Here is a 26,036-nt window from a genome sequence, read left to right on the forward strand (position 1 = left end):
CGACGGCCACCCTGTTGCCAGGGATTGCTGCGTTCAGTCAGGAAACCAGGGAGATGACCCATGATGACGTCCACCGTTCCAGGCCCGCAAGGCCAGCTTGCCACTTATAGGATCAACGCCGGCAATGGCCTGCCGATCCTGTTCCTGCATGGAGATTGCAGCCGCGCTTCCCACTGGGACCGGGTGATGCAGCTCTCCGTCGAAGGCCGCGAGGCGGTAGCCTTCGATTTTCGCGGCCATGGCGCCTCCGCGCCGGCGCAGGACGGTGACTATGGCTATGACGGCCGTGCAATGGATGTCGGTGCCGTGGCCGACGCGTTTGGCCTGAAGCGGTTTCTCATTGTCGCGCACAGCGGCGGCGGTGGTGTGGCGCTCGCTTATGCCGCCAGCCATGCCGACCGGGTCGCAGGTGTCTTGCTCGTCGACCCGGCGACCAATCCTCGTGCGCTGCCGCAGGCGATTCGCGACGGCTTTGTCCGCGATCTGGCCGGTCCGCAAGGCCGCGATGTCCTGAACGCCTATTACACGTCGATTGCCGGCCCTAACGCGGCTGTTCGCCAGCGTGTTCTGGCCGATGTGGCAGTGGTCGATCCGGCGGCGAGGGCAGGTGTCGGCAAGGCACTGGCCGAATGGAACCCGGAGCCGGCACTCAATGCGTATCGCGGGCCTATGTTCGTATTGGCTACCGAGGCCAGTGACACTCCAGCCGCGCTCTACCGGCTGCGCACGGACATTCCGCGCCAGATCGTGGCGGGCAGCGGCCATTGGGTGATGCTTGACAAGCCCGAGGTCGTAGCCGAAGCCGTTAATAATTTCGTCGCGACCATCGAGGCCGGCCAGAAATGACGACCAGGACCGAAGCGGCAAATGTGTTCACGGAACTCGTGCTTGCCGTGTTCAGGATGAACGGCAGTTTTCTGGATGCGGCCGACCGGCTGGCCGCTCCAACCGGGCTGACGGCAGCGCGCTGGCAGGTTTTGGGTGCGGTTTTGAAGGAGCCGAAATCCGTGGCCGACGTCGCCCGCGACATGGGTCTCGCCCGTCAGAGCGTACAGCGGCTGGCCGACATACTGGCTGCGGAGGGGCTTGCCGCCTATGCCGACAACCCAGCGCATCGCCGCGCCAAGCTGTTGTCGATAACCGATGCCGGCCGGGCAGCGGTCAAGAATATCGGCACACGCCAGCATGTTTGGGCGAACCGCGTTTCGGAGGGTATGGACGCCGACGCGCTAAAAGCCTCGCTTGATCTGCTGCGCACCTTGACAGAACGCGTGGAGGCGGGCGGATCCTGATCGACCACACGGGAACCGTCTCAATGCGCTGGCGATTGTTTTTACGGCCGACGAAAGAAATCGTAATTCTGACATGTCGCAAGTTCTAGCTTGCGGCGTGAATACGAGGAGTGCCGGAATGCGGATTTGGGCGATATGGGGGGCGGTGTTTCTTGCGTTTGCTGGCGCAAGCGCGGCGCGGGCCGATGTGAAGATGACCGGCTCTTTCGTCGCCGATGCCGCCTGTCCGGCAACGCAGGCGATCAAGAGCGGCAAGAATCCCCGCAACGTCTCGACCGCGGCTGGCCAGAGTTACGATCTGCTGGCCGGCAACAAGGACGCGCCCACGCACTATCTCATCCGCGTTCCGGGCGCCGATCCGGAGCGCCGCTGGGTTAAGATCAGCTGCGGTCACGTTTCGGGCGGCAGCGCGTCGACGATACCGGCTGCACCGGCGCCTGCCGAGCCGAACAAGCCATCGGCGTCCGGAAAGCCGGAATATGTCTTCGCGCTGAGCTGGCAGCCGGCTTTCTGTGAGACCAAATCCAGCAAGACCGAATGCCGGGCGCAGACCGCCGCCGGTTTCGATGCGACCCACTTCACCTTGCATGGGTTGTGGCCGCAACCGAATGGAAATTTCTATTGCCAGGTCGCGGCAAGCGACAAGGCGAACGACGATCCGGCACATTGGCGGGATTTGCCGCCGGTCACGCTGGACCCGAATACGCGATCGGAACTCGACCAGGTGATGCCGGGCACCGCATCCGCCCTCGAAAGGCATGAATGGATCAAGCACGGCACCTGCTACGGCAAGAGCCAGCAGGAGTATTTCTCCGACGCTTTGAACCTGATGCAAGCGGTGAACGCGTCGCCGGTGCGCGATCTCTTCACCAGGAACGTCGGCAAGCAGCTGACATCCGATCAGATCCGCAGCACCTTCGACAGCGCCTTCGGCAAAGGCGCGGGCGACCGGGTCCGCGTATCCTGCGTGGTCGATCCCTCGAGCGGCAGGCGGCTGATCGACGAGCTGACGCTCGGCCTGGCCGGCCCGATCGCTTCGAACTCTTCGCTCGGTGCGCTGCTGCTTGCCTCGGCACCGACAGCCAAGGTGGGTTGTCCGAAGGGTACCGTCGACGCCGTCGGGTTCCAGTAGACAGGCCGAACGCGACTGTCGCCTTGCGCCGGGGGTGGTATGGTCTTGAAGGCACACATTCGTAGGGGGTGGCGATGAGTGGCATGACGAACGGGGCGCTGGCGCGGCTGGCGTTCTGGGCCAGGGGCATGACGGCGATCCGAGACGGCCATATGGAATGGCCGGGCTTTTCCTACACCGAAGTGGAGTGGGCGCGCATGACCACGCTGGCCAAACCCATCGGCGGCGGCACCTACCAATTGTTCACGCTGGTCAACGCGGCGATCTTCATCGCCATCGCCGCGCTCGGGATCTTCTGTGTCTTCCTGCCGCTGGCGACGCTGCTGTTCCCGGTATCGGCCGAAACCAGTGCGCTCAAGTTTTCGCTGCTCCTGGCGGCATGCGCCTTGCTGATCATCGGCATCGGCTTGCCGATTTCGCTGCGTCTCTCGACCGCGCTGGTGGCGCCGAAGGCAATGCGGGCCGCGCTTGTCGCCGTGCCCGGCGACCAGATGCTTGCGGCAAAAGTGTCGTGGCAGATCAACCGGATCACGCTCGTGCTTTGCGGCCTGCTGGTGCCGGGCATTCTTCTGTTCATCGCCTACGACATCGATGCCGGCCCGGTCATCGCGGCAATGAAATGGCTGGCGATCGCGCTGATGGCGGTTTCGGTTGCGATCGGCGCATGGCAGCGGCGCAAACAATCCTGATTGCGCCAATCCGAGACCAGAGTGAGCGTTACGCGCCGGCGCTGCGCTCCGGCCTGGTCCATGTGTTGCGCCCGTCTGCTTCGTTGCCACCCGGTTCGCCGACAACACGATCGCGTCCGGTCGATTTGGCCTTGTAGAGACGCTGGTCGGCCAGCGCAAAGAGATCGGCAAGGCAACGGGTCGTCTCGCTGACCGTCGAGATGCCGGCGCTGACGGTGATGTCGAACCGGCTGGTGCTCGCAGACGTCTTGACCGCTTGCCTGACGGTTTCGCCCAGCAGTCTGGCGAGCGGCTGTGGACGCCAGCAGAGGATGGCGAATTCCTCACCGCCGATCCTGAACAATTGATCTTCGGTCCCGACAAGTTCGCCAAGCAAAATCGCCAGGGCTTTCAGCACCTTGTCGCCCTCGGCGTGGCCGAAGCGGTCATTGATCGATTTGAAGTGGTCGACATCGATGATCAGCAGGCTGAGCGGCTTGGCGGTCCGTAGGCTGGTTGCCACGGAGGCCTCGCCATCGCTGTCGAAGCGACCCCTGTGCAGTAGGCCGGTGAGGCCGTCGCGACCGACGTGCTCGATCAGCGCCTCATAGCGCTCGCGATAGGTCAGCGTGTCGAAAATGTCGGAAAGCCCGCGCGGCGCCGGCACCTGCCGCGCCTCGAACCATCTGATGTAGGCGACCAGCATGGTGCTGTAGACCAAGGCCGCTGCCACCTTGGCGAACCAGCCGCCGAAGAACACCGCGACCGGCGCCCCGGTGACGAAATGCAGCGCCGTGAAAAAGCCTGCCTGGTCGAAGGTGAGCACGCACGCGACGGAGACCAGGATGCGCGTGAAAAGCGCTTTGCGCAGATATTTGCCGAGCTTTTCATAGAGCAGGATGATCAGGATGGCGTCGACGAACAGCAGCGTCGTGCCCCACACCATCAGCCAGCCCATCTCGTCGATGAAGCCGATGTCCGGAAGCTTGCCGTCGGGCAGCGGTGCGATGTCGTGCAGGCGCAGGATCAGCACGAGCCCGATCATCAGGGCATTGCCGAGCAGCAGGCCGTAGATGGGCTGGCGGGCGGTTGCCGCGTCCTCCTTGATGTAGAGCAGGAGCAGCATGACCAGCTTGCCGGAAAACAGCACAGCCGAACCCGGCGACACCATGCCGAACGGCAGCGCGACGTAGAAGACGCTGGCGAGGTAGGTTTCCAGGAAATGCATAACGCCAAGGGCGCAGACAAAGACGCCGAGGCCGATGCGGCCTCTGAACCGGAAAAGCGTGACCATGATGCCGAAATAGAGAACCGCTTCGGCAAAAAGCAGGAAACTGTTCAGCACGGCCCGATCTCTCTCCCCGAAATCGCGGCTGCCAGCGATTTCCCATCCAAACACTGTTTTGACGCGGAATGGTTAACCGGAGCTTTCGCCCGGGCGCCGGCACGAAATGAAGCGGCTAAGCGTTCGCGGTGCGACCAATTCCGCCTGGGACCAAAACTGTTTGCCGTTCGGGGCCGCATCGCTTACATAGCCCCCAACTTCCATTCAATCCGACATCAGTCGACTTTTCAGGGAAAGCGCGCGTGGCACGCCAGTTCATCTATCACATGGCCGGCCTCAACAAGGCCTACGGCACCAAGAAGGTGCTCGAGAACATCCATCTGTCCTTCTACCCGGACGCCAAGATCGGCATCCTCGGCCCCAACGGCGCCGGCAAGTCGACGATTCTCAAGATCATGGCCGGCATCGACAAGGAGTGGAGCGGCGAGGCCTGGCTGGCCGAAGGCGCGACCGTCGGTTACCTGGCGCAGGAGCCGGCGCTCGATCCGAACAAGAATGTGTTCGAAAACGTCATGGAAGGCGTTGCCGCCAAGACCGCGATCATCGAGCGCTACAACGAATTGATGATGAACTATTCCGACGAGACGGCGGACGAGTCGGCCAAGCTGCAAGACGAGATGGACCGGCTCAATCTGTGGGATCTCGAGCAGCAGGTCGAGATGGCGATGGAGGCACTCGGCTGCCCGCCCAAGGAGGCCGATGTCACCAAGCTGTCGGGCGGCGAACGCCGTCGCGTCGCGCTCTGCCAGCTCTTGCTGCGCCAGCCCGACCTTCTGCTGCTCGACGAGCCGACCAACCATCTCGACGCCGAGACGACGGCGTGGCTGGAAAAGCATCTGCGCGCCTATCCGGGCGCGGTGATGATCATCACCCACGACCGCTACTTCCTCGACAATGTCACCGGCTGGATCCTCGAGCTCGATCGCGGCCGCGGTATCCCGTACGAAGGCAACTACACCAAATATCTCGAAGCCAAGGCCAAGCGGCTCAAGCAGGAAGGCCGCGAGGACGATGCGCGCCAGCGGGCGATCGGCCGCGAGCGCGAGTGGATCCAGTCCAGCCCGAAAGCCCGGCAGACCAAGTCGAAGGCCCGTATCCAGGCGTTCCAGGATCTGCTGGATGCGGCCGACAAGCGGCGTCCGAGCGATACGCAGATCGTCATTCCGCATGGCGAGCGGCTCGGCAATGTGGTGATCGAGGTCGAGGACCTGTCGAAGGGCTTTGGCGACACGCTTTTGATTGACGATCTCGAATTCAAGCTGCCGCCCGGCGGCATCGTCGGCGTCATCGGCCCGAACGGCGCCGGCAAGACGACGCTTTTCCGCATGATCACCGGCCAGGAAAAGCCCGATGCCGGCACCATCCGCGTCGGCGAGACGGTCAAGCTCGGTTATGTCGACCAGAGCCGCGACGCACTCGACCCGACCAAGACGGTCTGGGAAGAGATCTCGGGTGGCGCCGAAGTGGTCAAGCTCGGCAAGTTCGAAGCCAACACCCGCGCCTATTGCGCGTCGTTCAATTTCCGCGGCGGCGATCAGCAGCAGAAGGTCGGCAACCTGTCCGGCGGCCAGCGCAACCGCGTGCATCTGGCCAAGATGCTGAAGACCGGCGGCAATGTGCTGCTGCTCGACGAACCGACCAACGATCTCGATACCGAAACACTTGCGGCACTTGAAGACGCGCTCGAGAGCTTCGCCGGCTGCGCCGTCATCATCTCGCACGATCGCATGTTCCTCGATCGCCTGGCGACGCACATCCTCGCCTTCGAAGGTGACAGCCATGTCGAATGGTTCGAAGGCAATTTCGAGGATTACGAGCAGGACAAGATCCGCCGGCTTGGGCCCGATGCGGTCAATCCGCACAGGATGACGTATAAGCGGCTGACGAGGTAGAGTCTCGATCCGTTGCGGGCGATCGTCGTTTGGCCTAAATTGATCGGATGGAGTTGCCCATGATCACGGTCAAATTACCGCAAAAAGCCGAGAAGCTGCTGGCCGATATTGCCAAGGCCAGCGGCCGTACGATCGATCAGGTCGCAGTTGAAGCGATCCTCGAAACCATTGAGGATTGGCAGGATGCCAGGATTGCGGAGGAACGCCTGAGGGATGACGACGGCGTACGCATTCCGTTGGAAGAGGTGATCCGGAAGCTTGAACTTCGCGAAGTCGAGGAGCGGCACAAGAAACCTGCCGCTGAATGAGTTGGTAGGTCGAGTTTACGCGGCGAGCCGAAAAAGACATTGAAGGGCTTTCACCGAAGGACCAGCGCCGTGTCCTAGAATTCCTGTATCAAAGAGTTTCTGCGCACCCCAATCCAAGAGCACTCGCCAAACGGCTGACTGGGACCAAGGAAGCTTGGCGGTTTCGCGTCGGCGACTACAGAATCATTGCCCAGTTTCAGGACAGCCGGCTCGTCGTGCTGATCGTGGAGATAGGCAAGCGTCGCGAGATCTATCGATGAATAACAGCATAGCGGCAAAGGCAAAACCCGACTGGTCCGCCGCACTCTACCTGAAATTCGAGGATGAGCGCACGCGGCCGGCGCGCGACCTCCTAGCGCAGGTGCCAGTGCCGGAACCGCGCCGGGTGGTGGACATTGGCTGTGGGCCGGGCAATTCGACCGAATTGCTGGTCGAGCGCTGGCCGCAGGCACAGATCAGCGGCTTCGATACCTCGCCCGACATGATCGAGAAGGCGAAGGCGCGCCTGCCCGGCGTCACCTTTGCCTTGGCGGACGCGGCGACGTGGCAGCCGGCCGAACCGGTCGACGTGATCCTCGCCAATGCAGTGTTTCAGTGGCTACCGGAGCATCCGGCTGTCTTCCAGCGGCTGATAGGATTTTTGGCGCCCGGCGGCGCGCTTGCCGTGCAGATGCCGGACAATATGGGCGAGCCTTCGCACCGGCTGATGCGGGAGACCGCGGCCGAGATGCCGTTCACTGACAAGTTCGAGCGTGCGGCCCGCGCGCCGCTGCCGCCTGTCGCGTTCTATTACGACCTTTTGTCGCCATTCTCGGATCGGCTCGATATCTGGCACACGATCTACAACCATCCGCTGGCCGATGCCGAGGCGATCGTCGAATGGGTGAAGTCGACGGGGCTGAAGCCGTTCCTCGATCCGCTCGACGAAGACGAGCGGCAGCTTTTCCTGAAGCGCTACACGGCCAGGATCGCCGAAGCCTATCCGAAAACGGCAAGCGGCAAGGTGTTGCTGCGCTTTCCCCGTGTCTTCATCGTGGCGCGGCGTTCTAATTAGAAACTCTTAGCTACACCCAAAAACAGTGCATGGCGGATGCTTGACCGGCTTTCGCCGTCATGCGCATCTCGCTGGGGCAGGGATAACGGCCCTCATGGGCCATGGGGGGTGGATGATGACATTGAAAACGCTCATTTTTGGCGGCAGCATTTGTGCGGCCGCGGTGCTCGCCTTCTCGATATCGGCGCAGGCCAAGCGAGCGCGCTGCTTCACCAGCGACGACGGCTATTTCTCCTGCAGCTATCGGGCGCTGGACGATGCCGGCAGCTTTCGCATCTCGGCGCCGGGCTATCCGACTTACGTCCTGGAGATCGACGGACCGGGTTTTGCCTACGGCTATGTCAATCTCGGCCGCCGCAACGTGCCGCTGCCCGGGCAATTCGTGCGCAGCAATGATGACGGTGCCTGCTGGAACAACCCGCAGACCAATACCAAGCTCTGCGCCTGGTAAAGACCCGTTCCAGGGACTTGATTTAAGCCGGCATAAACTGGCTAGGTGCAAAAAGAGGTTGCGCCGAGCTTTTGCGGCGTCGACATGAAGCCGCAACGCCTGCGCACGGGACGAACTGGAAATGCATCGCGTCATCATCAGCGGCATCGGCGTTGAAATCCCCGAAGCGTCGATCACCAATGAGGAGCTCGTCGCCAGCTTCAACACTTGGGTGGACATGGAGAACGTCCGGCGCGAGGTCTCGGGCGAGCCGCTGCTGCAGAAATCGGACAGTGCCTTCATCGTCCACGCCTCGGGCGTCCAGACCCGCCATGTCATCGAACGGGAAGGCATCCTCGACCCGACCCGCATGGCGCCGCGCTTCCCGGCGCGGCCCGACGATGCGCTGTCGCTGGAGGCCGAGTTCGGCATCGCCTCGGCCAGCAAGGCGCTCGATCATGCCGGGCTGAAGCCTGGGGACATCGACCTGGTGATCTGCTCGGCCTCGCACCATCAGCGGCCCTATCCGGCTATCGCCATCGAAATGCAGCAGGCGCTGGGCACGAGAGGCGCCGGCTTCGACATGGGGCTTGGCTGCTCTTCGGCGGCGGCCGCATTGCACATTGCGGTCAATCTGGTGCGGGCAGGGGCGCATAAACGCATACTGGTGACGACGCCGGAGATCATCACGGGCCACCTCAATTTTCGCGACCGGCAGACGCATTTCATCTTCGGCGACGCGTCCGTGTCGATGATCGTCGAAGGGCTCGCCCAGGGCGAGAAGCGGCCGGGGCGTTTCGAGGTGCTCGACACGCGTGCCTGGACGCAGATGTCGAACAGCATCCGCACCAATCTCGGTTATTATACCCGCGCCACCCAGGACGATCCGTACATGATCGATCTGGAAGGCAATCTGATCAAGCAGATCGGCAACAAGGTGTTCAAGGAAGTCACCGTTGCCGGCCACAAGTTCATCGTCGAATTCCTGGCCGAACACGGGCTGACGCCGCAAGCGATCCGGCGCTTCTGGCTGCATCAGGCGAATGCGCGGATGAATGCCATGATCCTGAAATTGTCGTTCGGCCATGACGTCGACCATGACCGCGCGCCGATGGTGCTGGAGCGCCTCGGTAATACTGCCGCCGCCGGTGCCATCATCGCCTTGTCGGAGAACCATGCCGATATGAAGCCCGGCGACTACGGCCTGCTCTGCGCCTTCGGCGCCGGCTACTCGATCGGCGGCGCGCTATTGCGCATGCTCTGACCATTTCGGCGCGAACGGAACCAGCATCGGAACCCGCCGGGGCGTAGTCACATCAGTCCGCTTGATCGGAGCATCAGCGCTTTCGACTGGACCCGATGGGCTACCGAGGCTAATTGCGCGTATCACGCGAGGAACGAACCCATGCCGGATCTGTTCCCAGAGGCCGAAAATCCGGTCGAGATCGTGCCGGCGCGAAAGCTCACCGCCAAGGTGGCCGCGCTTTATCTCGCGCTGTTCGATCATTTCGAGACACGAGCCATCGACACCTTGCAGCTTGGCTTCGACGGCATTGAAGGCGATTTCCACGCTGGCACGACACGGCGCTCCGGCGGACGGGAACCCTGGTATCCGCGCGGCACCGAAATGCGCAACGAACGGCAATTGTCGATCGTGGCGGCGGACGAACTGACCACCGTCGCCGAACGGATGGGCATCGCCGAGATCAAGCCGGAATGGATCGGCGCCAATCTCCTAATCGAAGGCCTGCCGCACCTCTCGATGCTGCCGTCCGGCGCGCTGCTGTTCTTCAAAGGCGGCGCGACTGTCAAGATCGACGCGCAGAACGGGCCTTGCCGCATCGCCGGGCGATCGGTCGCCGAAAGTGCCGGGATGGCCGATCACGAGGCCGGCGCGCTGCTGTTCGCGAAAGCGTCGAAGCGTTTGCGCGGCCTCGTCGCCTGGGTCGAGAAGCCCGGCACGATCACGGCCGGCGAGGAGATTTCGGTGCGCGTGCCAGAACAGTGGATTTACCGGGCCTGAAGACTAAAATCTTAGAGGATCAGGGATTGTCTGTTTGTAGTTGGCTGCTGAAACAGCTTCCAATCCATCGCCTTGTTTGGCCGTTTTCTTTGTTCGCCGCAATTTCGTCACCGCAATTCTTGCAACGATAGATGCCGGAATTCGGTGGCTTGCTGCCTGGCGACCATTCGTTGTCGTAAGCAACGCTGTCTTCTTGTGCCGCAAGCTCGGTGTTATCATAACAGTTTCAGGCGTGGCCACGTTTCATCCGCGCCTGCTTAAGGATGGCGCGCCAGCGGATCATGGCGAAGGGAATAGGCTCGTTGTTGTTGGCAATGTGGAAGATCTCGTTGTTGAGGTTCTTCAGCGAGCGCCAGAAATCATAGTCGGTGATGCGTGGGTCAGCCGCCAGCCTGTCCGCCTCGACCTTGATGTCGGTTTTCATGCACGTTCCCCGAACCGCTGCTGCTCCGCCGCCCGTATCGCAATTCGATGCGGATGGTTTTCCAACGCCGCGCTGAGTCGTTCAACGTCTCAATTCGGCTTGTTCACGTTAAAACCTCGGTAAGGTTAACGGCGGTTGGGTTGCGGTTCAAGCCGGCTTACGACGAATACCGATCGAGCGGCCGGCGCGCTCCGGCATCGGCAGGGCGGCATGGGCGGCGCGCATCGCTTCGACATTGGCAAGGACGTCGGCGGGGAAGGGCGCCACCTTCGGGCCAGCCATGTCGACATGCAGCGACAGCGTTTCAGACGTGGCGGCAAGCCAGCCGTCGACATGGCGGATTTCCTGATAGGCCCTCAGCCGCTTGTCGTCATGGTCGAGGAGTTGGAACGAGACCGTGACCTTGTGGTCGAGATGCAGCTCCTGGACGTAGCAGACATGGACTTCCGCGGTGTAGATGGTCAGCCGCCGTTCCCTTACATAGTCCATCCCCATTCCCATCATCTCGAAGGCTTCGTCGGAGCAACGGTCGAACAGCACGTTGTAATAGGCCATGTTGAGATGGCCGTTGTAGTCGATCCAGGCCTTCTCGATATCCATGGCGCGAGAGACGAAAGGGGCGGGGATGGGCATCGGAAACTTCCTTCTCGTCATGCCGGGATGAGCGTGGACTGGACAGAGCGTGGTCGGTGAGACTACGCATCCCTAGATGCAGAACAAGGGTGGACGCTGGTCCATTCGCGGAGGAATCGATGGCTCTAAGCGACCTCAACCCGGTCGAACGCAACGAGGAAGGCATTGCCGCCGTGCTCGGCATCCTCAAGCAGCGGCTCGGCGAGCGATTCCAGACCGGCCAGGCGATCCGCGCCCAGCACGCGCACACCACGACCTATATCCCGACGCAAGCGCCGGATGGTGTCGCCTTTGCCGAGACGACGGAGGAGGTCCAGGAGATCGTGCGTGCGTGCGCGGCACATCGCGTGCCGGTGATCGCCTTTGGCGTCGGCTCTTCGCTCGAAGGTCACACCAATGCGCCGGGCGGCGGCATCTCGCTCGATACGTCACGCATGAACCGCATCATCGCGGTCAATCCGCAGGACCTCGATTGCATCGTCGAGCCCGGCGTGACGCGCGAGGACCTCAACCGGCATCTGCGCGACACCGGCCTGTTCTTTCCGATCGACCCGGGCGCCAACGCTTCGCTCGGCGGCATGGCGGCGACACGGGCGTCGGGCACCAACGCCGTGCGCTACGGCACGATGCGCGACAACGTCCTGTCACTGACGGCGGTGATGGCCGACGGCGAAGCGGTTACGACCGGAAAGCGCGCCAAGAAAAGCTCGGCCGGCTATGATCTGACGCGGCTGCTGATCGGCTCGGAAGGTACGCTTGGCATCATCACCCAGCTGACCTTGAAGCTGCAGGGCATTCCGCAGGCGATTTCGGGCGGCGTCTGCCCGTTTCCCAGCGTCGAGGCGGCCTGCAACGCGGTGATCGCGACCATCCAGATGGGCATTCCGGTGGCGCGCATCGAATTGGTCAATGCGCTGCAGATGCGAGCGATGAAGACCTATTCGAAGCTCGACTATCCGGAGAGCCCCTGCCTGTTCGTCGAGTTCCACGGCAGCGATGCCAGCGTCGCCGAACAGGCCGAGACTTTCGGCATGATCGCCGAGGAAAATGGCGGCGGCCCGTTCCTGTGGACCAGCATCGCCGAAGAGCGGACAAAATTGTGGAAAGCCAGGCACGATGCCTACTGGTCATCGCTGACGCTGCGGCCGGGCGCCAAGGGCCTGTCGACCGATGTCTGCGTGCCGATCTCGCGCTTTGCCGAATGTGTCACCGAGACCGAGGCGGATATCGCCGAGATGGGCCTGATCGCACCGATCGTCGGCCATGCCGGCGACGGCAATTTCCATGTATTGGTGCTGATGGACGTGGACGACCCGAAGGAGATCGCATTGGCGGAAAAATTCGTGGCGCGGCTCAATATGCGCGCCATCGCCATGGACGGCACCTGCACTGGTGAGCATGGCATAGGGCAGGGCAAGATCGGCTTCCTGCGGCATGAGCTCGGTCATGGCGTCGACATCATGCGCACGATCAAGCAGGCGCTCGACCCGCTGAATATCATGAACCCGGGCAAGATATTGCCGGCCGAATAGTGGAAGAAGATCCAGATGGTCCCTGGCTTGACCGCACCACCATTTGGATCGAGACTCCAAGGACCTGAGAGGCAGGCAGGCGTCACAGACGGAGGAATGGTGTCATGGCGATTTCACGCAAGGAAGAGGCTCGGGCGCTGAGCGCCGACGAACATGCTCTCGTCGAGAAGTCGCACCATCCAGCAGTGCAGCATCTTGCCGACGCCGAACTCGCCAGCCTGGTCAAGCTCCTAAGGGAGCGGCGCGACAAGGCCCAGACCGAGGCGCATCGCCGCCGCCGCGAAATGCGCGGCAAGGGTGCGCCAAAGGGCGCCGGCGCCTCGAAGGCCGATGAAGGTTCGCAGTTGAAGCTGGCGGTTCTGGCGATGACCATGCGGCGGCTCAATGGCGAGGCCGAACGCCGCCGCCAGTTGGCAGCGCGTGTTTCGCTGGTCGAGAATGCACGCAAGGCGCTGTCCATGAAGCAGGGCGCTGCGGCAGACGGTCCCGAGTTCAACACGCGCACCGCGCACAAAGGCATGCGCGCGATCGTGAGCCGGCGGCCCGAGAATCTGATCCGGCCGATGGAACTCGGCCGGCAGCGGCAGGCGGCAAAGGTGGCGCAGGCAAAGCGCGACGCGCGCTGAGTTTTCTTGGCCGCCTTCTTTTGCTCTGGAAACCTGTCTGGCGGAATTGCCTCTTTATCGACACGCTGATGCGGGTAGAGTGCGGCTGATTTTCAATCAACCGCTTCGGAGTTCATGCTCGCACGCCTGTTCGTGATCTTCGGTGGGCTTCTCGTGCTGGTGCTGTGTGCGGCGCTGGTGGTGCCTTACTTTGTCGATTGGACGGGTTACCGTGCCGATTTCGAGCGCGAGGCGAGCGCCGTCCTAGGCCGCAAGGTGACCGTGCGAGGCGATGCAACGGCAAGGCTGCTGCCATTCCCCTCGGTGACCTTTTCCAACGTCGCCGTTGCCGGCGGCCCCAACGGCCAGCCGGCGATGACCGTCGAAACCTTTTCGATGGATGCAGAACTCGCGCCATTCCTGCGCGGCGAGGTGCTGATCTTCGACATGCGTCTGGTGCGGCCGAAGGCGATGATCGACATCGCCGCCGACGGCACGGTCGACTGGACGATACGACCGTCCTCGCCCTTCGATCCTGGCCAGATCTCCATCGAGAAGCTGACGGTGACGGAAGGACAGATCGCGCTCAGCCACGCCGCAGGCGGGCGCAGCCATCTTATTTCCGAGATCAACTCGACGATCTCGGCCAAGTCGCTGGGCGGCCCCTGGCGGATGGACGGCTCCCTGTTGCTGGACGGGTTGCGGACCACGATCGCCGCTTCCACCGGCAAGGCTGAAGCGGACGGGCAAATGCGGCTCAGGCTCAAAGCCGATCCGGATGACTATCCGCTGGTCATCGAGACCGACGGCAATGTGGGCCTCGTCGAGGGCGCCGCGGTCTATTCGGGCCAGTTCAAGATATCGGGCGCAGACCAGACTGTAGCGCAGTTGCGCGGCACCGACGGCGAGGCAGTGAAAGTCAGCGCCGGCAAGCCGGATCCGGGGTTCAGGCTGAACGGCAAGTTTTCGCTCGACCACCAGGAGCTCGGCGTCGACGAGTTCCGCTTCGAGACCGGACCGCTCGGCAATCCTTACACCGCCGACGGCAAGGCTGCGGTCGACCTTGGGCTGAAGCCGCATTTCTCGATCGAGGCCAATGGCGCACAGGTGCAGTTCGACGAGGCCGTGGGGGCGGCGGCCGGTGCCGGATTGACGCTGTCCGAGCGGGTGGCGGCGCTGGAGCAGGCGCTGCTCGATCTGCCGAAGCCGACCATACCGGGCACGGTCGAGGTGAGACTGCCGGCGGTGGTGGCAGGCGACACGACCGTTCGCGACGTGCATCTATCCGCCGAACCGGCCGAGGGCGGCTGGGCGGTGAAATCGCTGGCCGCCACGCTGCCCGGCCGCGCCAAGCTGGAAGCCAATGGCATGGTCAGCGTCGAGGATCATTTTGGATTCACCGGATCGCTGCTTCTGGCTGTGGCGCAGCCCTCCGGCTTTGCCGCCTGGCTGTCGAAGGACGTCGACGAGGCGATCCGCCGCTTGCCGGCCGCCGGCTTCAAGGCAAAAGTAGATTTGAGTGAAAAGCACCAGGCCTTCAGCGATCTCGAACTCATCCTCGGCAAGGCGAAGTTCTCCGGCCGCATCGATTCCACCCAGCCCGAAGACACAAGGCCATCGGTGCTGATGCAACTGGAAGGTGGCGAACTCGACGTCGATGGACTCGCCGCCTTCGCCTCGATCTTCGTCAGCGACAAGGGAGCCAACCGCTTTTCCGACCGCGACCTCGATTTCCAGATCAAGGCCGGGCCGGTCAGCGCAGGTGGGTTGACCGCCGATAGCGTCGACACCGCGCTTAGATTGCGCGACGGGCTGCTTGAGATCGACCGCCTGTCGGTCGGCGGACTTGCCGGCGCCTCTATCAGCGCCACCGGCCGGATCAAGGACTTCCCGGCGAGCCCGACCGGCAAGCTCGACGCCTCGGTGGTCGCCGTCGACCTCAAGCCGCTGATCGACGTCGCCGTCCGGCATTATCCGGACAATGCGGTGCTGAAGGGGCTGGCGGCGCGCGCCGCTGCCTATCCGGAGCTGTTCCAGGATGCGCGTATCGACGCCGTCACGAGTGCCGCAGACAATGGCGACGGTACGACTGGACTGGCAATGAGCGCACAGGGCAGGGCCGGTGGCTCGGCCTTTTCGGCGTCGTTGTCCGGCAAAGGGGCGCTCGACCGGCCTCTCGAAGCGCCGGTGACGTTGACCTTCAATGCAAGGAACGCCGACGCCACCGCACTTCTGGCGCTTTACGGGTTGCCGGCACTGCCACTCGGCATGCTCGGCGAGGCGACCACCGACGTCTCGGCCAAAGGCACGCTTGGCGGCGGCCTGGCGACACGCTTCAGCCTCGCCGGCAACGACTTCAAAGCTAGTTTCGACGGGACAGTTGCCGACACGCCTCAGGGCGCCGCCGCAAAGGGCAAGGTCAGCCTTGAAACGGCCGATATCGAGCCATGGCTGATGACGACCGGCGTCGGCCTGCCTGGCATGGGGACCGGCATGTCGACGTCGCTTGCGGCCGATGCCGACTACGGCAATGGTCTCTTGGTGCTGAGCGGCCTCAGTGGCGCCGTCAATGAAGCGGCGGTTTCCGGTGACGTAAATATCGACGTCAAAGAGGGGCTGCCGCATCTTGCCGGCGCGCTGTCGCTGGACGAGCTGGACCTCGATCCGATGGCGATGATGCTGTTCGGCGACCAGGCCTTCCTTGTCAATGATGGGGCCTGGCCGACGGCACCGTTCAGCCAGAAATCCAGTCTGCCATTTACCGCCGATCTCGATCTGACGGCGGCGTCGCTCGCCACCGGCCCGCTTGCCACCGCCTATGACGCCGCGCTGTCGCTGCAGCTCGACCAGGAGGGTATCCGCGTTTCCGATCTCAAGGCAAAGTTCCTCGGCGGTGTGCTGAGTGGTCTGTTCGAGCTCAAGAACAATGACGGCACCGGGCTTTTCTCCGGCCAGATGAAGCTCGCCGGCGGCGATCTGGCAGCCGTGCTGCCGGAGGCCGGCATCAGCGGAAACGGCGAGTTCACGACGGCGCTGTCGACCAGCGGCAAATCGGTCGACGCGATGGTGGCGGCGCTGTCCGGTTCCGGCACGGCGACGCTGAAGGGCATGACCATTGCCGGCTTCAATCCCGATGCCTTTGGCGCATTCATTGCCAAGGCCGACGCGATAGGGCGCGATATCGACGCGTCGAAGACTGCCGGCTTTGTGCCGCAGATCGCCGCGGCGGGCAGTTTTCCGGCGCAGGACACCGATATTGCCTTCACCATCGCCGGCGGCACGCTGAGGGCGCCGCCGGTCAAATTCGAAAGCCCGGGCGCGACGCTGTCCGCCGACATCACCGCCGATCTGAATACCAGCACCGTCGATGCTAAGGGCGAGATCGCCTACCGGCCCGGCGACGAGGCGCTGGTCGGCTCCGAACCGATTTTGAATTTCAGCGTCGACGGGCCGTTCGGCGCCACCAAACGGCAGTTCGACAGCGAGCCGCTGACACAGTTCCTGACCCAGCGTGCGCTGGAAAAGGAGCAGCAGCGGGTCGAAGCCATGCAAGCCGCACTGCTCGAGAAACAAAGGCTGCGGCGTGAGGTGCGCTACTACGCTGCCCTGCAAACGGAGCGTCAAAGAGCGGCGGAGGAACTGCGCAGGCAACAGGAAGCAGCGCGGCTGAAGGCCGAGGCCGACGCCAAGGCAAAGGCCGAAGCTGAGGCGCAGGCCCAAGCCGAAGCGGAGGCGAGGGCGCAGGCTGAAGCCAAGGCGAAGGCTGAAGCGGACGCCAAGGCAAAGGCCGAAGCTGAGGCGCAGGCCCAAGCCGAAGCGGAGGCCAGGGCGCAGGCTGTAGCCAAGGCGAAAGCGGATGCAGCGGCGAAGGCCGAAGCCGAGGCCAGGGCGAAAGCCGAGGCGGCTGCAAAGGCCAAAGCGGATGCCGAAGCCAAAGCCAAGGCGGCGCAACAGGCCGCCGAGGAAGCAGCGCAGGCCGAAGAACAGCAACGCCAGAGGGCGGAAGAGGCGTTGCGGATAGCCTCGGAAGAGAAGGCAAAGCTCGACGCCGAACGCAAGGCCGCGGCGGAGCAAGCGCAGAAAGCAGAACGTGCGCCACCGGCCGCAAATAACGTGCCACCCTCAGTGCCGCCCCCGCCAAAGCTCAAGTTCGATCCCTCGTCGATCGACGATCTGCTAAAATCGCTGAATGGCGGGTGACGGCGCATCCCTTATGCGCCGCGTCCAGCAAGCAAGCGCTTCAGCATCGGCTCGATCCGCCCGAGTTCGTCGAGATGAGCGGCTGACAGATCGGCGAGACTGTCGTCGGCGCGGTCGGTCAGCCGCAGCAGCACGCGGCGGTGGTCCTCCTCGTAGTGGTCCCTCGCGACGAGCCCGGCTTCGCAAAGACGGTTGCCTATCCGGATGAGTATCTCGAGGGCCCCTCCGACAAGCTGCTGATGGCGAACGTGTCCCATTTGCCCGTCGTCACGCGAGAAAATGCGCGGCTGGTGGGCTATGTCGGCTGGAAGGACCTGATGCGTGTCAGATCGAAGAAGCAGGCCGAAGAACGCGACCGCTCGGCTTTGCTGGGCTTCCGTATCCGGCGCAGGAAACAAAATAGCGTTGCCTGAAGGCTACAACTTGCGGCGCTTGGCCCAGTCCAGCACATAGAGCCTGAGCGCCGAGGAGAGGTTCGCATCGCGCGGGCGGCTCTCGTCGATTTCGGCGACAAGCGCGGCGAGCGTCAATTTTCGCGCGGCCGCGATGGCGACCAGGTCGTCGTAAAAAGGCTTTTCGAGCGAATAGCTGGTGCGGTGGCCGCGAATGGTGACCGAGCGCTTTTCGACCGGGCTCACGCGACCGCCCTCACACTTCAAGCATCGGATTTGTCCGAATCGCCCGATTTTTCCCGGCGATGACTGGCGACGAATTTGTCGGCCTTGTCGGCGATCAGGCGGTCGCGATCCCGGCTGGTTTTGGAACGGCCATGCAGCGCCCGGTTCTGTTCGGCCAGGCGCTCCTTCTCGGCTCGCGCCTTCTGCTTGCGTGCCTGACGGAGATTGACGATCTCGGCCATGTCACGCCGCCCGTCGGGTCACTTCTTGCGGAAGGCGTCGAGCGACACCACGTCGGCCCCCTTGGCGCCGGCGTCGGCCGCGGCAGGCTTCTTTTCCGCCTCAGCGGTTTTCTTCTTCGTCTCAGGCTTTTTCTCGGCGACGATGGCCAGCGGCTCGGGAGCAGGCTTGGCCTTTGTCTCCTGTTCAGCCGGGGTATCCGTCTTGACGTCGAATTCGAGCTCGAAGTTGACGGACGGATCGTAAAAGCCGCGTACGGCCGAGAACGGGATTTCCAGTTTCTCCGGCACGTCGGAAAACGACAGCCCGACCTCGAAGCCGGTGTCGCTCACCTTCAGGTCCCAATATTGGAACTGAATAACGATGGTCATCTGTTCGGGATAGCGTTCGCGCAGCCGCGAAGATACGCGCACGCCCGGCGCGCCGGTGAGAAATGTGATGAAGAAGTGATGGTTGCCTGGGAGACCGGTGCGCGCGACCTCGGCCAGGACCTTGCGCATGACGCCGCGCAACGCCTCCTGGGCCAGAATGTCGTAGCGGATGTGGTCGTCGGCCATGTGGCTGTCGGCTTCCGTTGAATCGTCCTGATAGCTGTAATCAAGCTTGAGCGCGGCGTAAACCGGATATAGATCGCCGGGGTGCGGAAGCGAAGCCTGTTGGCGACGATTTGATCGCCAAACGGCTTTGATCGTCAAGCGCTGGCGAGCACGCCCTGTTTGCTTGCCCGGACCACATGCTGCCGCTTGCCGAAGGCGCGCAGGAAGGTGCGCACGCCATTTGTCGCCGATTGCACCACCTCGTCCTCGGTCGGTGTACCGCCGAGCATGAACGTCGTCTGCAACTCGGCATTGGCAAGCGCCATGAACTGGCGCGCTGCGACATCGGGATCGTCGATATCAAGGAAGCCCGCATGAGCGAGGCGGGCGAAGCGGGCGGCGATCGCCGGCCATGTCCTGCCCGGTCCTTCTTCGCGCCATTCGGCGAACAACTCGGGATAGCGCCCGCCCTCGGTCTGGATCAGCTTGCGCAGGAATTTGCCGTCGCGGTTGCAGATGCAGTTGTGGTTCATCCGCACAGCAAAGGCGATGAGATCGGCCTCGAGATCCTTCGGCTGATCGGGAAAAGTGGAAATCGTGGCAAAGATGCTGGCATTGCAACGTTCGGTGAGGTCGCGGACGATGGCAATGAAGAGTTTTTCCTTGTCGCCGTGATGATTGTAGATGGTCTGGCGCGAGACGCCGGCCTCGGCGGCAATCATGTCGATATTGGCACCGGCGAAGCTTTCGCGGCAGAAGACCGAGGCGGCGGCGTCGACAATCGACATCCGCTTGGCTTCATGGCCCCGCGGCGGGAAAATGTCAGGAGAAACGTTGAGCTTCATGCAAAACTATATAGAGGTGGTTGACGAATTAGACAAGCCTGTCTAAATTTGTGGACCTGCACGAAGGGAGTTTCGTTCCGGAGAAGAGTCGGAACTCCACGGGATGGAACGTCCTAGGGTTACACGCCGGTCCTCGGCGGCAACCAGAATTCGAAAGAGCCTGCTATCATGAACGCCAAATTCCTCCGCATTGCGGTCGTGCTCGGCCTATTGTCCGCCATCGGCCCGTTTGCCATCGACATGTATCTTCCGGCCCTTCCGTCAATCGGCGAGGATCTGCATGCCGGCACTGCCGCGGTGCAAATGAGCCTGCTGATCTTCTTTCTTTCCATGGGCTTCGGCCAGATCGTCGTCGGACCGATCTCCGACATGGTCGGCCGCAAGCTGCCGCTCTACGGCGGCCTGGCGCTGTTCATGGTCGGCGGCGTCGGCTCGGCGCTGGCTCCCTCGATCGAATGGCTGATCGCCTTCCGCTTCCTGCAAGGGCTCGGCGCCAGCGCCGGCATGGCCGTGCCGCGCGCGATCGTGCGCGATCTGCATACCGGCACCGAGGCCGCCAAGTTGATGTCGCTGTTGATGCTGGTGTTTTCGGTGTCGCCGATCCTGGCGCCACTGACCGGTAGCCAGATCATCGAGAATTTCGGCTGGCGCGCCGTGTTCTGGACGGTGACGGGCGCGGCCGTGCTCGCCACCATCCTGCTGGCGACCTCGCTCAAGGAGACGCGGCCGGTCGAGGAGCGCGCCGGGTCGTCCTTCGGGACGGCACTTTCCGGCTACCGCTTCCTGATGGGCGACCGCAACTTCCTTGGCCTGACGGCCATCGCCGGCTTCGGCATTGCGAGCTTCTTCGTCTATCTGTCGAGCTCGTCCTTCATCCTGATCGACCATTACGGGCTGTCGCCTTCGGTCTACAGCGTGTTCTTCTCGATCAATGCGGTTGCCTTCATCGGCATGTCGCAGCTGACCGGGTTGCTGTCGGAGCGGTTCGGGCTGCAGCGCGTGGTACGCGTCGCGGTGACCGGCTATGCGACGACGATGGTGGTGTTGTTCGCGGTGATGGCCTCGGGTGTCGACCGGCTCGACGTGATGGCGGCCCTGCTGTTCGTCGGCTACGGTTTCCTCGGCCTGGTTATCCCGACCACGTCGGTGCTGGCCATGGAAGAGCATGGTGAGATCGCCGGCACGGCGTCGGCGCTGATGGGCACGCTGCACTTCGCCATCGGCGCGGTCGCCATGGGTGTCGCCGGCGTGTTCTTTGACGGCACGCCGCTGCCAATGGTGGCGGGCATCACGCTCTGCGCGGCGATCTCCTTCACGCTGGCCAAGGTAACGCTCGGCCGCAGCCGCGAAGCTGCGGAAGCGCCGGCGGAGTAAGCTTCTCCTAGCGAGACAAAAAAGGCCGGGCGATGTTCCCGGCCTTTCACGTTTGCGATCCCGGTTCAAAGCAGCCTATGCCTATATGACGGGTTCAGGACATGCAGCTTCGACATCTCAAGACATTCGTGGCGGTCGCCACCACCTTGAACATCACACGCGCCTCCGAGCGGGTTCATCTTGCCCAATCGAGCGTGACGGAACAGATCCAGGCGCTGGAAGCCGATCTGGGCACGTCGCTGTTCGACAGGTCACGGCGTGCCTTGAAGCTGACGGCGGCGGGACAGCGCCTGCTGGACTACGCAAACGATCTCCTCGACCTCGCGGACGAAGCCCGTTCCGCTGTCGCCGACGCGAGCGGCACGGTTGCCGGTCGCCTGACTGTCGGCGGCCTGGAGACGCTTTGCGTTACGCGCTTGCCAGCCTTGCTGAGCGAATTCCACCGGCGCTATCCAGACGTGGAACTGAACCTCCAGGCGGACGATAGCGGCCGGTTGCGTGCCGGCGTGGCCAGCGGGGCGCTGGACGTGTCTTTGCATTTCGGGGCCGCCCCGGTGGCGGCGCCGGAGCTGCGAAGCGAGCAGGTGGCAGAAGAAGAGCTCGTCATCATAATGCCGGCAAATCACCGGTTGGCCGGATATTCTGCCATAACGCCCGACGATCTGGCTGACGAGGCCTTCCTCGTCACCCAGCCCGGTTGCGTCTACAGGCGGATGTTCGACGAAACGTTTGCCGCAACGTTGCCTGACCATCCAAAACTGGTCGGCGAGTTCGCCAGCATGGGCGCGATACGGGGCCTTGTTGCAGCCGGTCTTGGATGCGCGCTGGTCCCGCGTCTCGTGGGTTCTGCGGCTGACGCCAATATCGTCGTGCTGCCTTGGGTCGGAAGCAGCCCGGTGACGCCGGTCACCATGGTATGGCGCCACCGGCGCATTCAAGCGCCGGTCTTGCAACTGTTCCTCGCAATGGTTCGCGAGGTCTGGCCATCACTAGACCAATCGCTGGCCACCATCGACATGAAGCACGGTTCCGGTGATGAAGCCGTTATGCATCAGGGACGTGATAGCTTGGGCAACGTCGGCTGCCCGGCCGATCCGGCCGACGAGCAGACGCTTTGCCATGGCGTCCAGCGCAGCCGTCTTTCCGCTGCCGACGACGGCATCCCAAATCGGCGTGTCGACCCAGCCCGGCGAGACGACATTGACGCGGATCGGCGCCAGTTCGACGGCAAGCGCGTAGGCGAGTGAGCCAAGGGCCCCATTAACGGCTGCCACCACCGAGCCTTTCGCCGCCGGACGATAGGCGGCGATGCCCGAGGTCAGCGTGATCGACCCCCTGGGCGTCAGACGAGGCGCGCCGTGTTTGGCGAGAAGAAGCGGCCCGACGATTTTGGAATCCATCACTTTCCGCGCTATCGAGACGTCCATCTCGGGAAGCAACACATAGACGCCGATGATGTCGGCAGCGGTCGAGACGATGTGGTCGAGCGTACCGACGTCCTCGAACAGGCGCTGGACCTCGTCCTCGCTTGTGACGTCGGCTGCGATCGTCCTCAGCCTTTCCGGGTGAGGCAAGTGCTGCCGTGCGGCCGACAACCGGTCCTCGGAGCGGCCGACGATCGTAACCTCGGCGCCGGCAGCAAGCTGCTGTTCGGCAAGCGACAGCCCCATGCCGGAACTGCCGCCAACGATCAGGATGCGTTCGGGTTTTGGCGTGGTTTCCTGGTTCATCTTATCTCCATCAGGTAGCTCGCGGGGCGTGACCGACACGCGGCGAGAAACTGAAGCCTTGTTCGACAAAGGCAGGGGAGAAGGGAAACGGGAAGATACGAATGCTGCCATCGGAGGTTCCGATGATGGAAAGCCCTTGGGTTTTCGCCTCAGCCTGAGACGCCTCAGCCTGAGACGTTGACGATGCGCGATTTTCTGTGTAGCAGCGATCATCATGAAGATCGCAATGGTTCTTGCAGTGGTAGGAAAGCGCACGGGCAGGATGGTGTAACCATCCGGCGACAGCCACTCGTGCGCGACAAACAGGCTCCCGACGGGGCCTTTTTTTATGCCCGAAATTCTTCTTACGCCCGATTTCGGCGATGCCCCGTCAACCCATCCTCATCACGCTACGGGACAGAACCATGACAAGCGATAATTCCATTCAGGATACGAGCAACCGCATGACAGGAGCGGAGATCGTTCTCCGCGCACTCAAAGACAATGGTGTGGAGCATATTTTCGGCTATCCCGGCGCGGCTATTTTGCCGATCTATGACGAGATATTCCAGCAGGACGACATCAAGCATATCCTCGTGCGCCATGAACAGGGCGCCGGCCATGCCGCCGAGGGTTACGCCCGGTCCACGGGCAAGGTCGGCGTGATGCTGGTCACGTCAGGCCCAGGCACGACGAATGCCGTGACGCCCCTGCAGGACGCGCTGATGGATTCAGTGCCGATTGTCTGTCTGTCCGGACAAGTGCCGACAACATTGATCGGCTCCGATGCCTTTCAGGAATGTGACACGATTGGCATCACGCGATCCTGCACCAAGCACAACTCTTTGGTCAAAGACGTCAATGACCTGGCGTCAGCGATCCATAGGGCGTTCCACATCGCCCAGTCAGGGCGACCGGGGCCGGTTCTCGTCGACATGCCAAAGGACGTTCTGTTTGCGTCCGGCATGTACACGCCGCCTTCGGACGTTGCTGCGCTGAAAAATTATCAACCGAAGCTGCAGGGCGACATCAACAAGATCGGCCAGGCGATAGCGCTGATGGCCAATGCCAGCCGTCCCGTTATTTATGCCGGCGGCGGCATCGTCAATTCCGGCCCGGAAGCATCGACATTGCTCCGGGAGCTGGTTCAACTGACCGACTTTCCGGTCACCTCGACGCTTATGGGCCTTGGAGCTTACCCCGCCTCCGGCAAGAACTGGCTCAAGATGGTCGGTCTGCATGGTTCCTATGAGGCGAACATGGCGATGCACGATTGCGACGTCATGATCTGTATCGGCGCGCGCTTCGATGACCGCGTGACCTCGCGTGTGGATGCTTTTTCGCCCAACTCCAGGAAGATACATATCGATATAGATCCGTCCTCGATCAACAAGAACGTCCACGCCGATATCGGCATACAAGGCGATGTCGGCAATGTTCTGGGGGACATGGTTCGTCTATGGCGCGCATTATCTCAGAAACCGGATGGAAGCCGCCTTCAGGACTGGTGGAGAAAGATCGCCGCCTGGCGCGCATGCAATTCGTTCTCCTATGAGATGAACAACGACGTGATCATGCCGCAATATGCGGTGCAGCGCCTTTACGAGCTGACGAAGGATCGCGACACATACATCACCACTGAAGTCGGCCAGCATCAGATGTGGGCGGCCCAATTCTACGGCTTCGAAAAGCCGAACCGCTGGATGAGTTCGGGCGGCCTGGGGACGATGGGTTACGGCCTGCCGGCGGCGCTCGGCGTGCAGATCGCTCATCCGGACAGCCTCGTCATCGATATCGCCGGCGACGCGTCGGTTCAGATGACCATGAAAGAGCTGTCGACGGCAGTCCAGTACGACGCGCCGATCAAGATATTCATCCTGAACAACGGATATATGGGCATGGTTCGCCAGTGGCAGCAAATCCTTCATGGCAACCGCCTCGCGCATTCCTATTCCGAGGCCTTGCCCGATTTTGTCAAATTGGCCGAGGCGTTCGGAGCGGTCGGCCTGCGCTGTGACAAACCAGCCGACCTTGACGATGCGATACAGGAAATGATCGACGTGGACCGGCCGGTGCTCCTCGACTGTCGTGTTGCCAAGCTCGCCAATTGTTTTCCGATGATCCGGACGGGCAGAGGGCACAATGAGATGCTGTTGCCCGATGAGGCTACTGGTGAAACATTCGCCGGTGCGATCGACGCGGTCAGCCAGGGGCTGGTATAAACGCCGCGGCGTCTTGAGCGTATCAGGGCGCATAAAAAGCCCAGCCGGCGAGGCCTGCAGCTGCACATATCAAAAAAGAAGAAATGGAGGTTTCTGTTGCCAGGTACCTCCGAACCCCGCCTAGAAGTGCGAACCACTAGGGCTTGAATTGAAGCTATCGCACCGCTTACGCGGCGAGACGTGCTTCCGCATAGTTGTCGTTGGCAACTATAAGTTTAGCCCGATAACGGTGGTACAATGCCGGGCAAAAGTACGATCTTTACACCTTCGTCGATCCTATTTCGCCCCCAGCAAAAGCCGCTCTTGAGCAGCGGTTTTTGGTGGAGGCGCCGGGTACCGCCCCCGGGTCCGAACGGCTTATTTCATCGCCTGTTTATCACCATAGTCGGTCCAGCCGACGAGGCGAATATAGGGACTGGCGGTGGAAAATGAAAGGCCGGAATGCCACTTTCGTCCGTGTCAAAGTGGATCATCAAGGGGTTGACTTGCAGCCGGTCTCAACCGAAGCTTTGTGGCGGTGAGGAGACCCAGCGCACAGTTGCGGCAGCGCGCCACAATCCTCATCGACCGGATCCCGTGGCGCCGACGAGGGGAAATTCGATGGCCGATTATCTCGCAGACGTAAAAAAATATGATGCGGCGGCGGATGCCGACGCGGTCGCCAAGATCGTCAAGCATCTGGGCATCGCGCTCAGGAACCGCGATTCCTCGCTGGTGTCCTGCACCGACCCGGAGGAACTGAAGCGCGTCAGGAACAGCTGGGTCGCTGGCAAGCTCGGTGTCACCGACGGCGCCAAGGCGGATGCGGCTATCGAAAAGACCTGCAAGGCGATGGCGGCCGACAACAGCAAGAGCCGGGTGACGTTCTATTATCTTGTCGCCAAGGATCTGGGCATGCTCGGCTCGCTCTGAACAAACTCGCCGCTGATGCTGGCGAGGCTTCTGCTGGAATTGT

Annotated in this window: 26 protein-coding genes, 1 other RNA gene and 2 pseudogenes; 19 read left to right on the forward strand and 10 right to left on the reverse strand. The window is 62.5% G+C overall.

The genetic code is table 11. The features are described from left to right. Positions 1-60: 60 nt before the first annotated feature. The 4 genes from NKI22_RS14045 (at position 61) to NKI22_RS14060 (ending at position 3,113) form a co-directional block, all read left to right on the forward strand. Positions 61-846, forward strand: coding sequence for an alpha/beta fold hydrolase (locus tag NKI22_RS14045; protein ID WP_023720840.1), 786 nt, complete (start codon positions 61-63; stop codon positions 844-846). Then, positions 843-1,292 carry a MarR family winged helix-turn-helix transcriptional regulator gene (locus NKI22_RS14050; RefSeq protein ID WP_352482959.1) on the forward strand — a complete coding sequence of 150 codons (450 nt, stop codon included), beginning with the start codon at positions 843-845 and terminating at the stop codon, positions 1,290-1,292. Before NKI22_RS14045 ends, NKI22_RS14050 begins: the two co-directional genes overlap by 4 nt. 118 nt (positions 1,293-1,410) lie before the next feature. Further along, the gene (locus NKI22_RS14055) at positions 1,411-2,424 is read left to right on the forward strand and encodes a ribonuclease T2 family protein (protein WP_352482960.1); all 1,014 of its coding nucleotides are present in this window, start codon (positions 1,411-1,413) and stop codon (positions 2,422-2,424) included. Between the two features lie 74 nt (positions 2,425-2,498). Then, positions 2,499-3,113, forward strand: a complete 615-nt coding sequence (locus NKI22_RS14060) for a hypothetical protein (RefSeq protein WP_352639726.1) — start codon at positions 2,499-2,501, stop codon at positions 3,111-3,113. 28 nt (positions 3,114-3,141) lie between these two features. Here NKI22_RS14060 and NKI22_RS14065 read toward each other — a convergent pair whose 3' ends face one another. Continuing rightward, a complete protein-coding gene (locus NKI22_RS14065) occupies positions 3,142-4,437 on the reverse strand; it encodes a GGDEF domain-containing protein (RefSeq protein ID WP_352814699.1) in 1,296 nt (431 codons plus the stop codon). A gap of 242 nt (positions 4,438-4,679) precedes the next feature. On the opposite strand from NKI22_RS14065, the gene ettA reads away from it, so the two are divergent. The 7 genes and pseudogenes from ettA to NKI22_RS14100 all read left to right on the forward strand — a co-directional run bounded on the left by ettA (position 4,680) and on the right by NKI22_RS14100 (position 10,144). Continuing rightward, positions 4,680-6,329, forward strand: a complete 1,650-nt coding sequence (gene ettA / locus NKI22_RS14070; protein ID WP_023720834.1) for an energy-dependent translational throttle protein EttA — start codon at positions 4,680-4,682, stop codon at positions 6,327-6,329. Positions 6,330-6,388: 59 nt separating this feature from the next. Continuing rightward, positions 6,389-6,637 (forward strand): DUF6290 family protein, encoded by a 249-nt coding sequence (locus NKI22_RS14075; protein ID WP_023720833.1) that lies wholly within the window; start codon positions 6,389-6,391, stop codon positions 6,635-6,637. Between the two features lie 20 nt (positions 6,638-6,657). Then, positions 6,658-6,897, forward strand: a pseudogene (locus tag NKI22_RS14080) (type II toxin-antitoxin system RelE family toxin); the annotation flags it as partial. Then, entirely contained in the window at positions 6,894-7,691 is a 798-nt protein-coding gene (gene tam, locus NKI22_RS14085; RefSeq protein ID WP_352851057.1) for a trans-aconitate 2-methyltransferase, read from the forward strand. The pseudogene NKI22_RS14080 and the gene tam, both read left to right, overlap by 4 nt. 115 nt (positions 7,692-7,806) lie before the next feature. Further along, complete coding sequence (locus tag NKI22_RS14090) at positions 7,807-8,142, forward strand: hypothetical protein (protein ID WP_023720831.1); 336 nt, start codon at positions 7,807-7,809, stop codon at positions 8,140-8,142. 121 nt (positions 8,143-8,263) lie between these two features. After that, the gene (locus tag NKI22_RS14095; protein ID WP_352851055.1) at positions 8,264-9,385 is read left to right on the forward strand and encodes a beta-ketoacyl-ACP synthase III; all 1,122 of its coding nucleotides are present in this window, start codon (positions 8,264-8,266) and stop codon (positions 9,383-9,385) included. Between the two features lie 141 nt (positions 9,386-9,526). Continuing rightward, positions 9,527-10,144: an MOSC domain-containing protein gene (locus tag NKI22_RS14100; protein WP_352851053.1), complete on the forward strand. Its 618-nt coding sequence runs from the start codon at positions 9,527-9,529 to the stop codon at positions 10,142-10,144. A 226-nt stretch (positions 10,145-10,370) separates the two neighbouring features. Here NKI22_RS14100 and NKI22_RS14105 read toward each other — a convergent pair whose 3' ends face one another. Together NKI22_RS14105 and NKI22_RS14110 are read right to left on the reverse strand one after the other, a co-directional pair. Next, positions 10,371-10,568 carry a hypothetical protein gene (locus tag NKI22_RS14105; RefSeq protein WP_023676715.1) on the reverse strand — a complete coding sequence of 66 codons (198 nt, stop codon included), beginning with the start codon at positions 10,566-10,568 and terminating at the stop codon, positions 10,371-10,373. A 147-nt stretch (positions 10,569-10,715) separates the two neighbouring features. Next, positions 10,716-11,201, reverse strand: a complete 486-nt coding sequence (locus tag NKI22_RS14110; protein ID WP_023720828.1) for a thioesterase family protein — start codon at positions 11,199-11,201, stop codon at positions 10,716-10,718. Positions 11,202-11,320: 119 nt separating this feature from the next. Here NKI22_RS14110 and NKI22_RS14115 point away from each other — a divergent pair, with 119 nt between their 5' ends. The 3 genes from NKI22_RS14115 to NKI22_RS14125 all read left to right on the forward strand — a co-directional run bounded on the left by NKI22_RS14115 (position 11,321) and on the right by NKI22_RS14125 (position 17,538). Then, positions 11,321-12,733 carry an FAD-binding oxidoreductase gene (locus NKI22_RS14115; protein WP_352590011.1) on the forward strand — a complete coding sequence of 471 codons (1,413 nt, stop codon included), beginning with the start codon at positions 11,321-11,323 and terminating at the stop codon, positions 12,731-12,733. A gap of 104 nt (positions 12,734-12,837) precedes the next feature. After that, positions 12,838-13,359: a hypothetical protein gene (locus NKI22_RS14120; RefSeq protein ID WP_352482975.1), complete on the forward strand. Its 522-nt coding sequence runs from the start codon at positions 12,838-12,840 to the stop codon at positions 13,357-13,359. A gap of 114 nt (positions 13,360-13,473) precedes the next feature. Next, positions 13,474-17,538, forward strand: a complete 4,065-nt coding sequence (locus NKI22_RS14125) for an AsmA family protein (RefSeq protein WP_352851050.1) — start codon at positions 13,474-13,476, stop codon at positions 17,536-17,538. A gap of 11 nt (positions 17,539-17,549) precedes the next feature. Here the strand turns inward: NKI22_RS14125 and NKI22_RS14130 are convergent, their stop codons facing one another. Next, the gene (locus NKI22_RS14130) at positions 17,550-17,795 is read right to left on the reverse strand and encodes a winged helix DNA-binding protein (RefSeq protein WP_023720825.1); all 246 of its coding nucleotides are present in this window, start codon (positions 17,793-17,795) and stop codon (positions 17,550-17,552) included. Here NKI22_RS14130 and NKI22_RS14135 point away from each other — a divergent pair. Next, entirely contained in the window at positions 17,679-17,951 is a 273-nt protein-coding gene (locus NKI22_RS14135) for a CBS domain-containing protein (RefSeq protein ID WP_245278655.1), read from the forward strand. The two genes, NKI22_RS14130 and NKI22_RS14135, sit on opposite strands and share 117 nt — an antisense overlap. Before the next feature lie 3 nt (positions 17,952-17,954). Here the strand turns inward: NKI22_RS14135 and NKI22_RS14140 are convergent, their stop codons facing one another. From NKI22_RS14140 to NKI22_RS14155, 4 genes are all read right to left on the reverse strand, one after another. Next, complete coding sequence (locus NKI22_RS14140) at positions 17,955-18,176, reverse strand: ribbon-helix-helix domain-containing protein (RefSeq protein WP_023720823.1); 222 nt, start codon at positions 18,174-18,176, stop codon at positions 17,955-17,957. Positions 18,177-18,193: 17 nt separating this feature from the next. After that, entirely contained in the window at positions 18,194-18,397 is a 204-nt protein-coding gene (locus NKI22_RS14145) for a DUF4169 family protein (RefSeq protein WP_023720822.1), read from the reverse strand. Positions 18,398-18,415: 18 nt separating this feature from the next. Then, on the reverse strand, positions 18,416-18,952 hold the full coding sequence (locus NKI22_RS14150) for an SspB family protein (RefSeq protein WP_023676707.1): 537 nt from the start codon (positions 18,950-18,952) through the stop codon (positions 18,416-18,418). Between the two features lie 134 nt (positions 18,953-19,086). Beyond that, positions 19,087-19,776: a TetR/AcrR family transcriptional regulator gene (locus tag NKI22_RS14155; protein ID WP_023720820.1), complete on the reverse strand. Its 690-nt coding sequence runs from the start codon at positions 19,774-19,776 to the stop codon at positions 19,087-19,089. 168 nt (positions 19,777-19,944) lie between these two features. Here NKI22_RS14155 and NKI22_RS14160 point away from each other — a divergent pair, with 168 nt between their 5' ends. Further along, the gene (locus NKI22_RS14160; protein ID WP_023720819.1) at positions 19,945-21,150 is read left to right on the forward strand and encodes a multidrug effflux MFS transporter; all 1,206 of its coding nucleotides are present in this window, start codon (positions 19,945-19,947) and stop codon (positions 21,148-21,150) included. Between the two features lie 101 nt (positions 21,151-21,251). Then, positions 21,252-22,073: pseudogene (locus NKI22_RS14165) on the forward strand (LysR family transcriptional regulator); the annotation flags it as partial. Positions 22,074-22,139: 66 nt separating this feature from the next. On the opposite strand, the gene NKI22_RS14170 reads toward NKI22_RS14165, so the two are convergent. Beyond that, a complete protein-coding gene (locus NKI22_RS14170; protein ID WP_031194509.1) occupies positions 22,140-22,880 on the reverse strand; it encodes an SDR family oxidoreductase in 741 nt (246 codons plus the stop codon). Between the two features lie 404 nt (positions 22,881-23,284). Between NKI22_RS14170 and NKI22_RS14175 the strand changes: the two genes are divergently transcribed. After that, positions 23,285-25,081, forward strand: a complete 1,797-nt coding sequence (locus NKI22_RS14175; protein ID WP_023720817.1) for an acetolactate synthase 3 large subunit — start codon at positions 23,285-23,287, stop codon at positions 25,079-25,081. Between the two features lie 82 nt (positions 25,082-25,163). On the opposite strand, the gene ssrA is transcribed toward NKI22_RS14175, so the two are convergent. Beyond that, positions 25,164-25,519, reverse strand: a transfer-messenger RNA (tmRNA) gene (gene ssrA, locus NKI22_RS14180). Positions 25,520-25,681: 162 nt separating this feature from the next. On the opposite strand from ssrA, the gene NKI22_RS14185 reads away from it, so the two are divergent. Further along, complete coding sequence (locus NKI22_RS14185; RefSeq protein ID WP_023676702.1) at positions 25,682-25,993, forward strand: DUF2853 family protein; 312 nt, start codon at positions 25,682-25,684, stop codon at positions 25,991-25,993. Positions 25,994-26,036 lie beyond the last annotated feature (43 nt).

The organism is Mesorhizobium sp. M0778, assembly GCF_040320105.1.
Classification (GTDB): Bacteria; Pseudomonadota; Alphaproteobacteria; order Rhizobiales; family Rhizobiaceae; genus Mesorhizobium.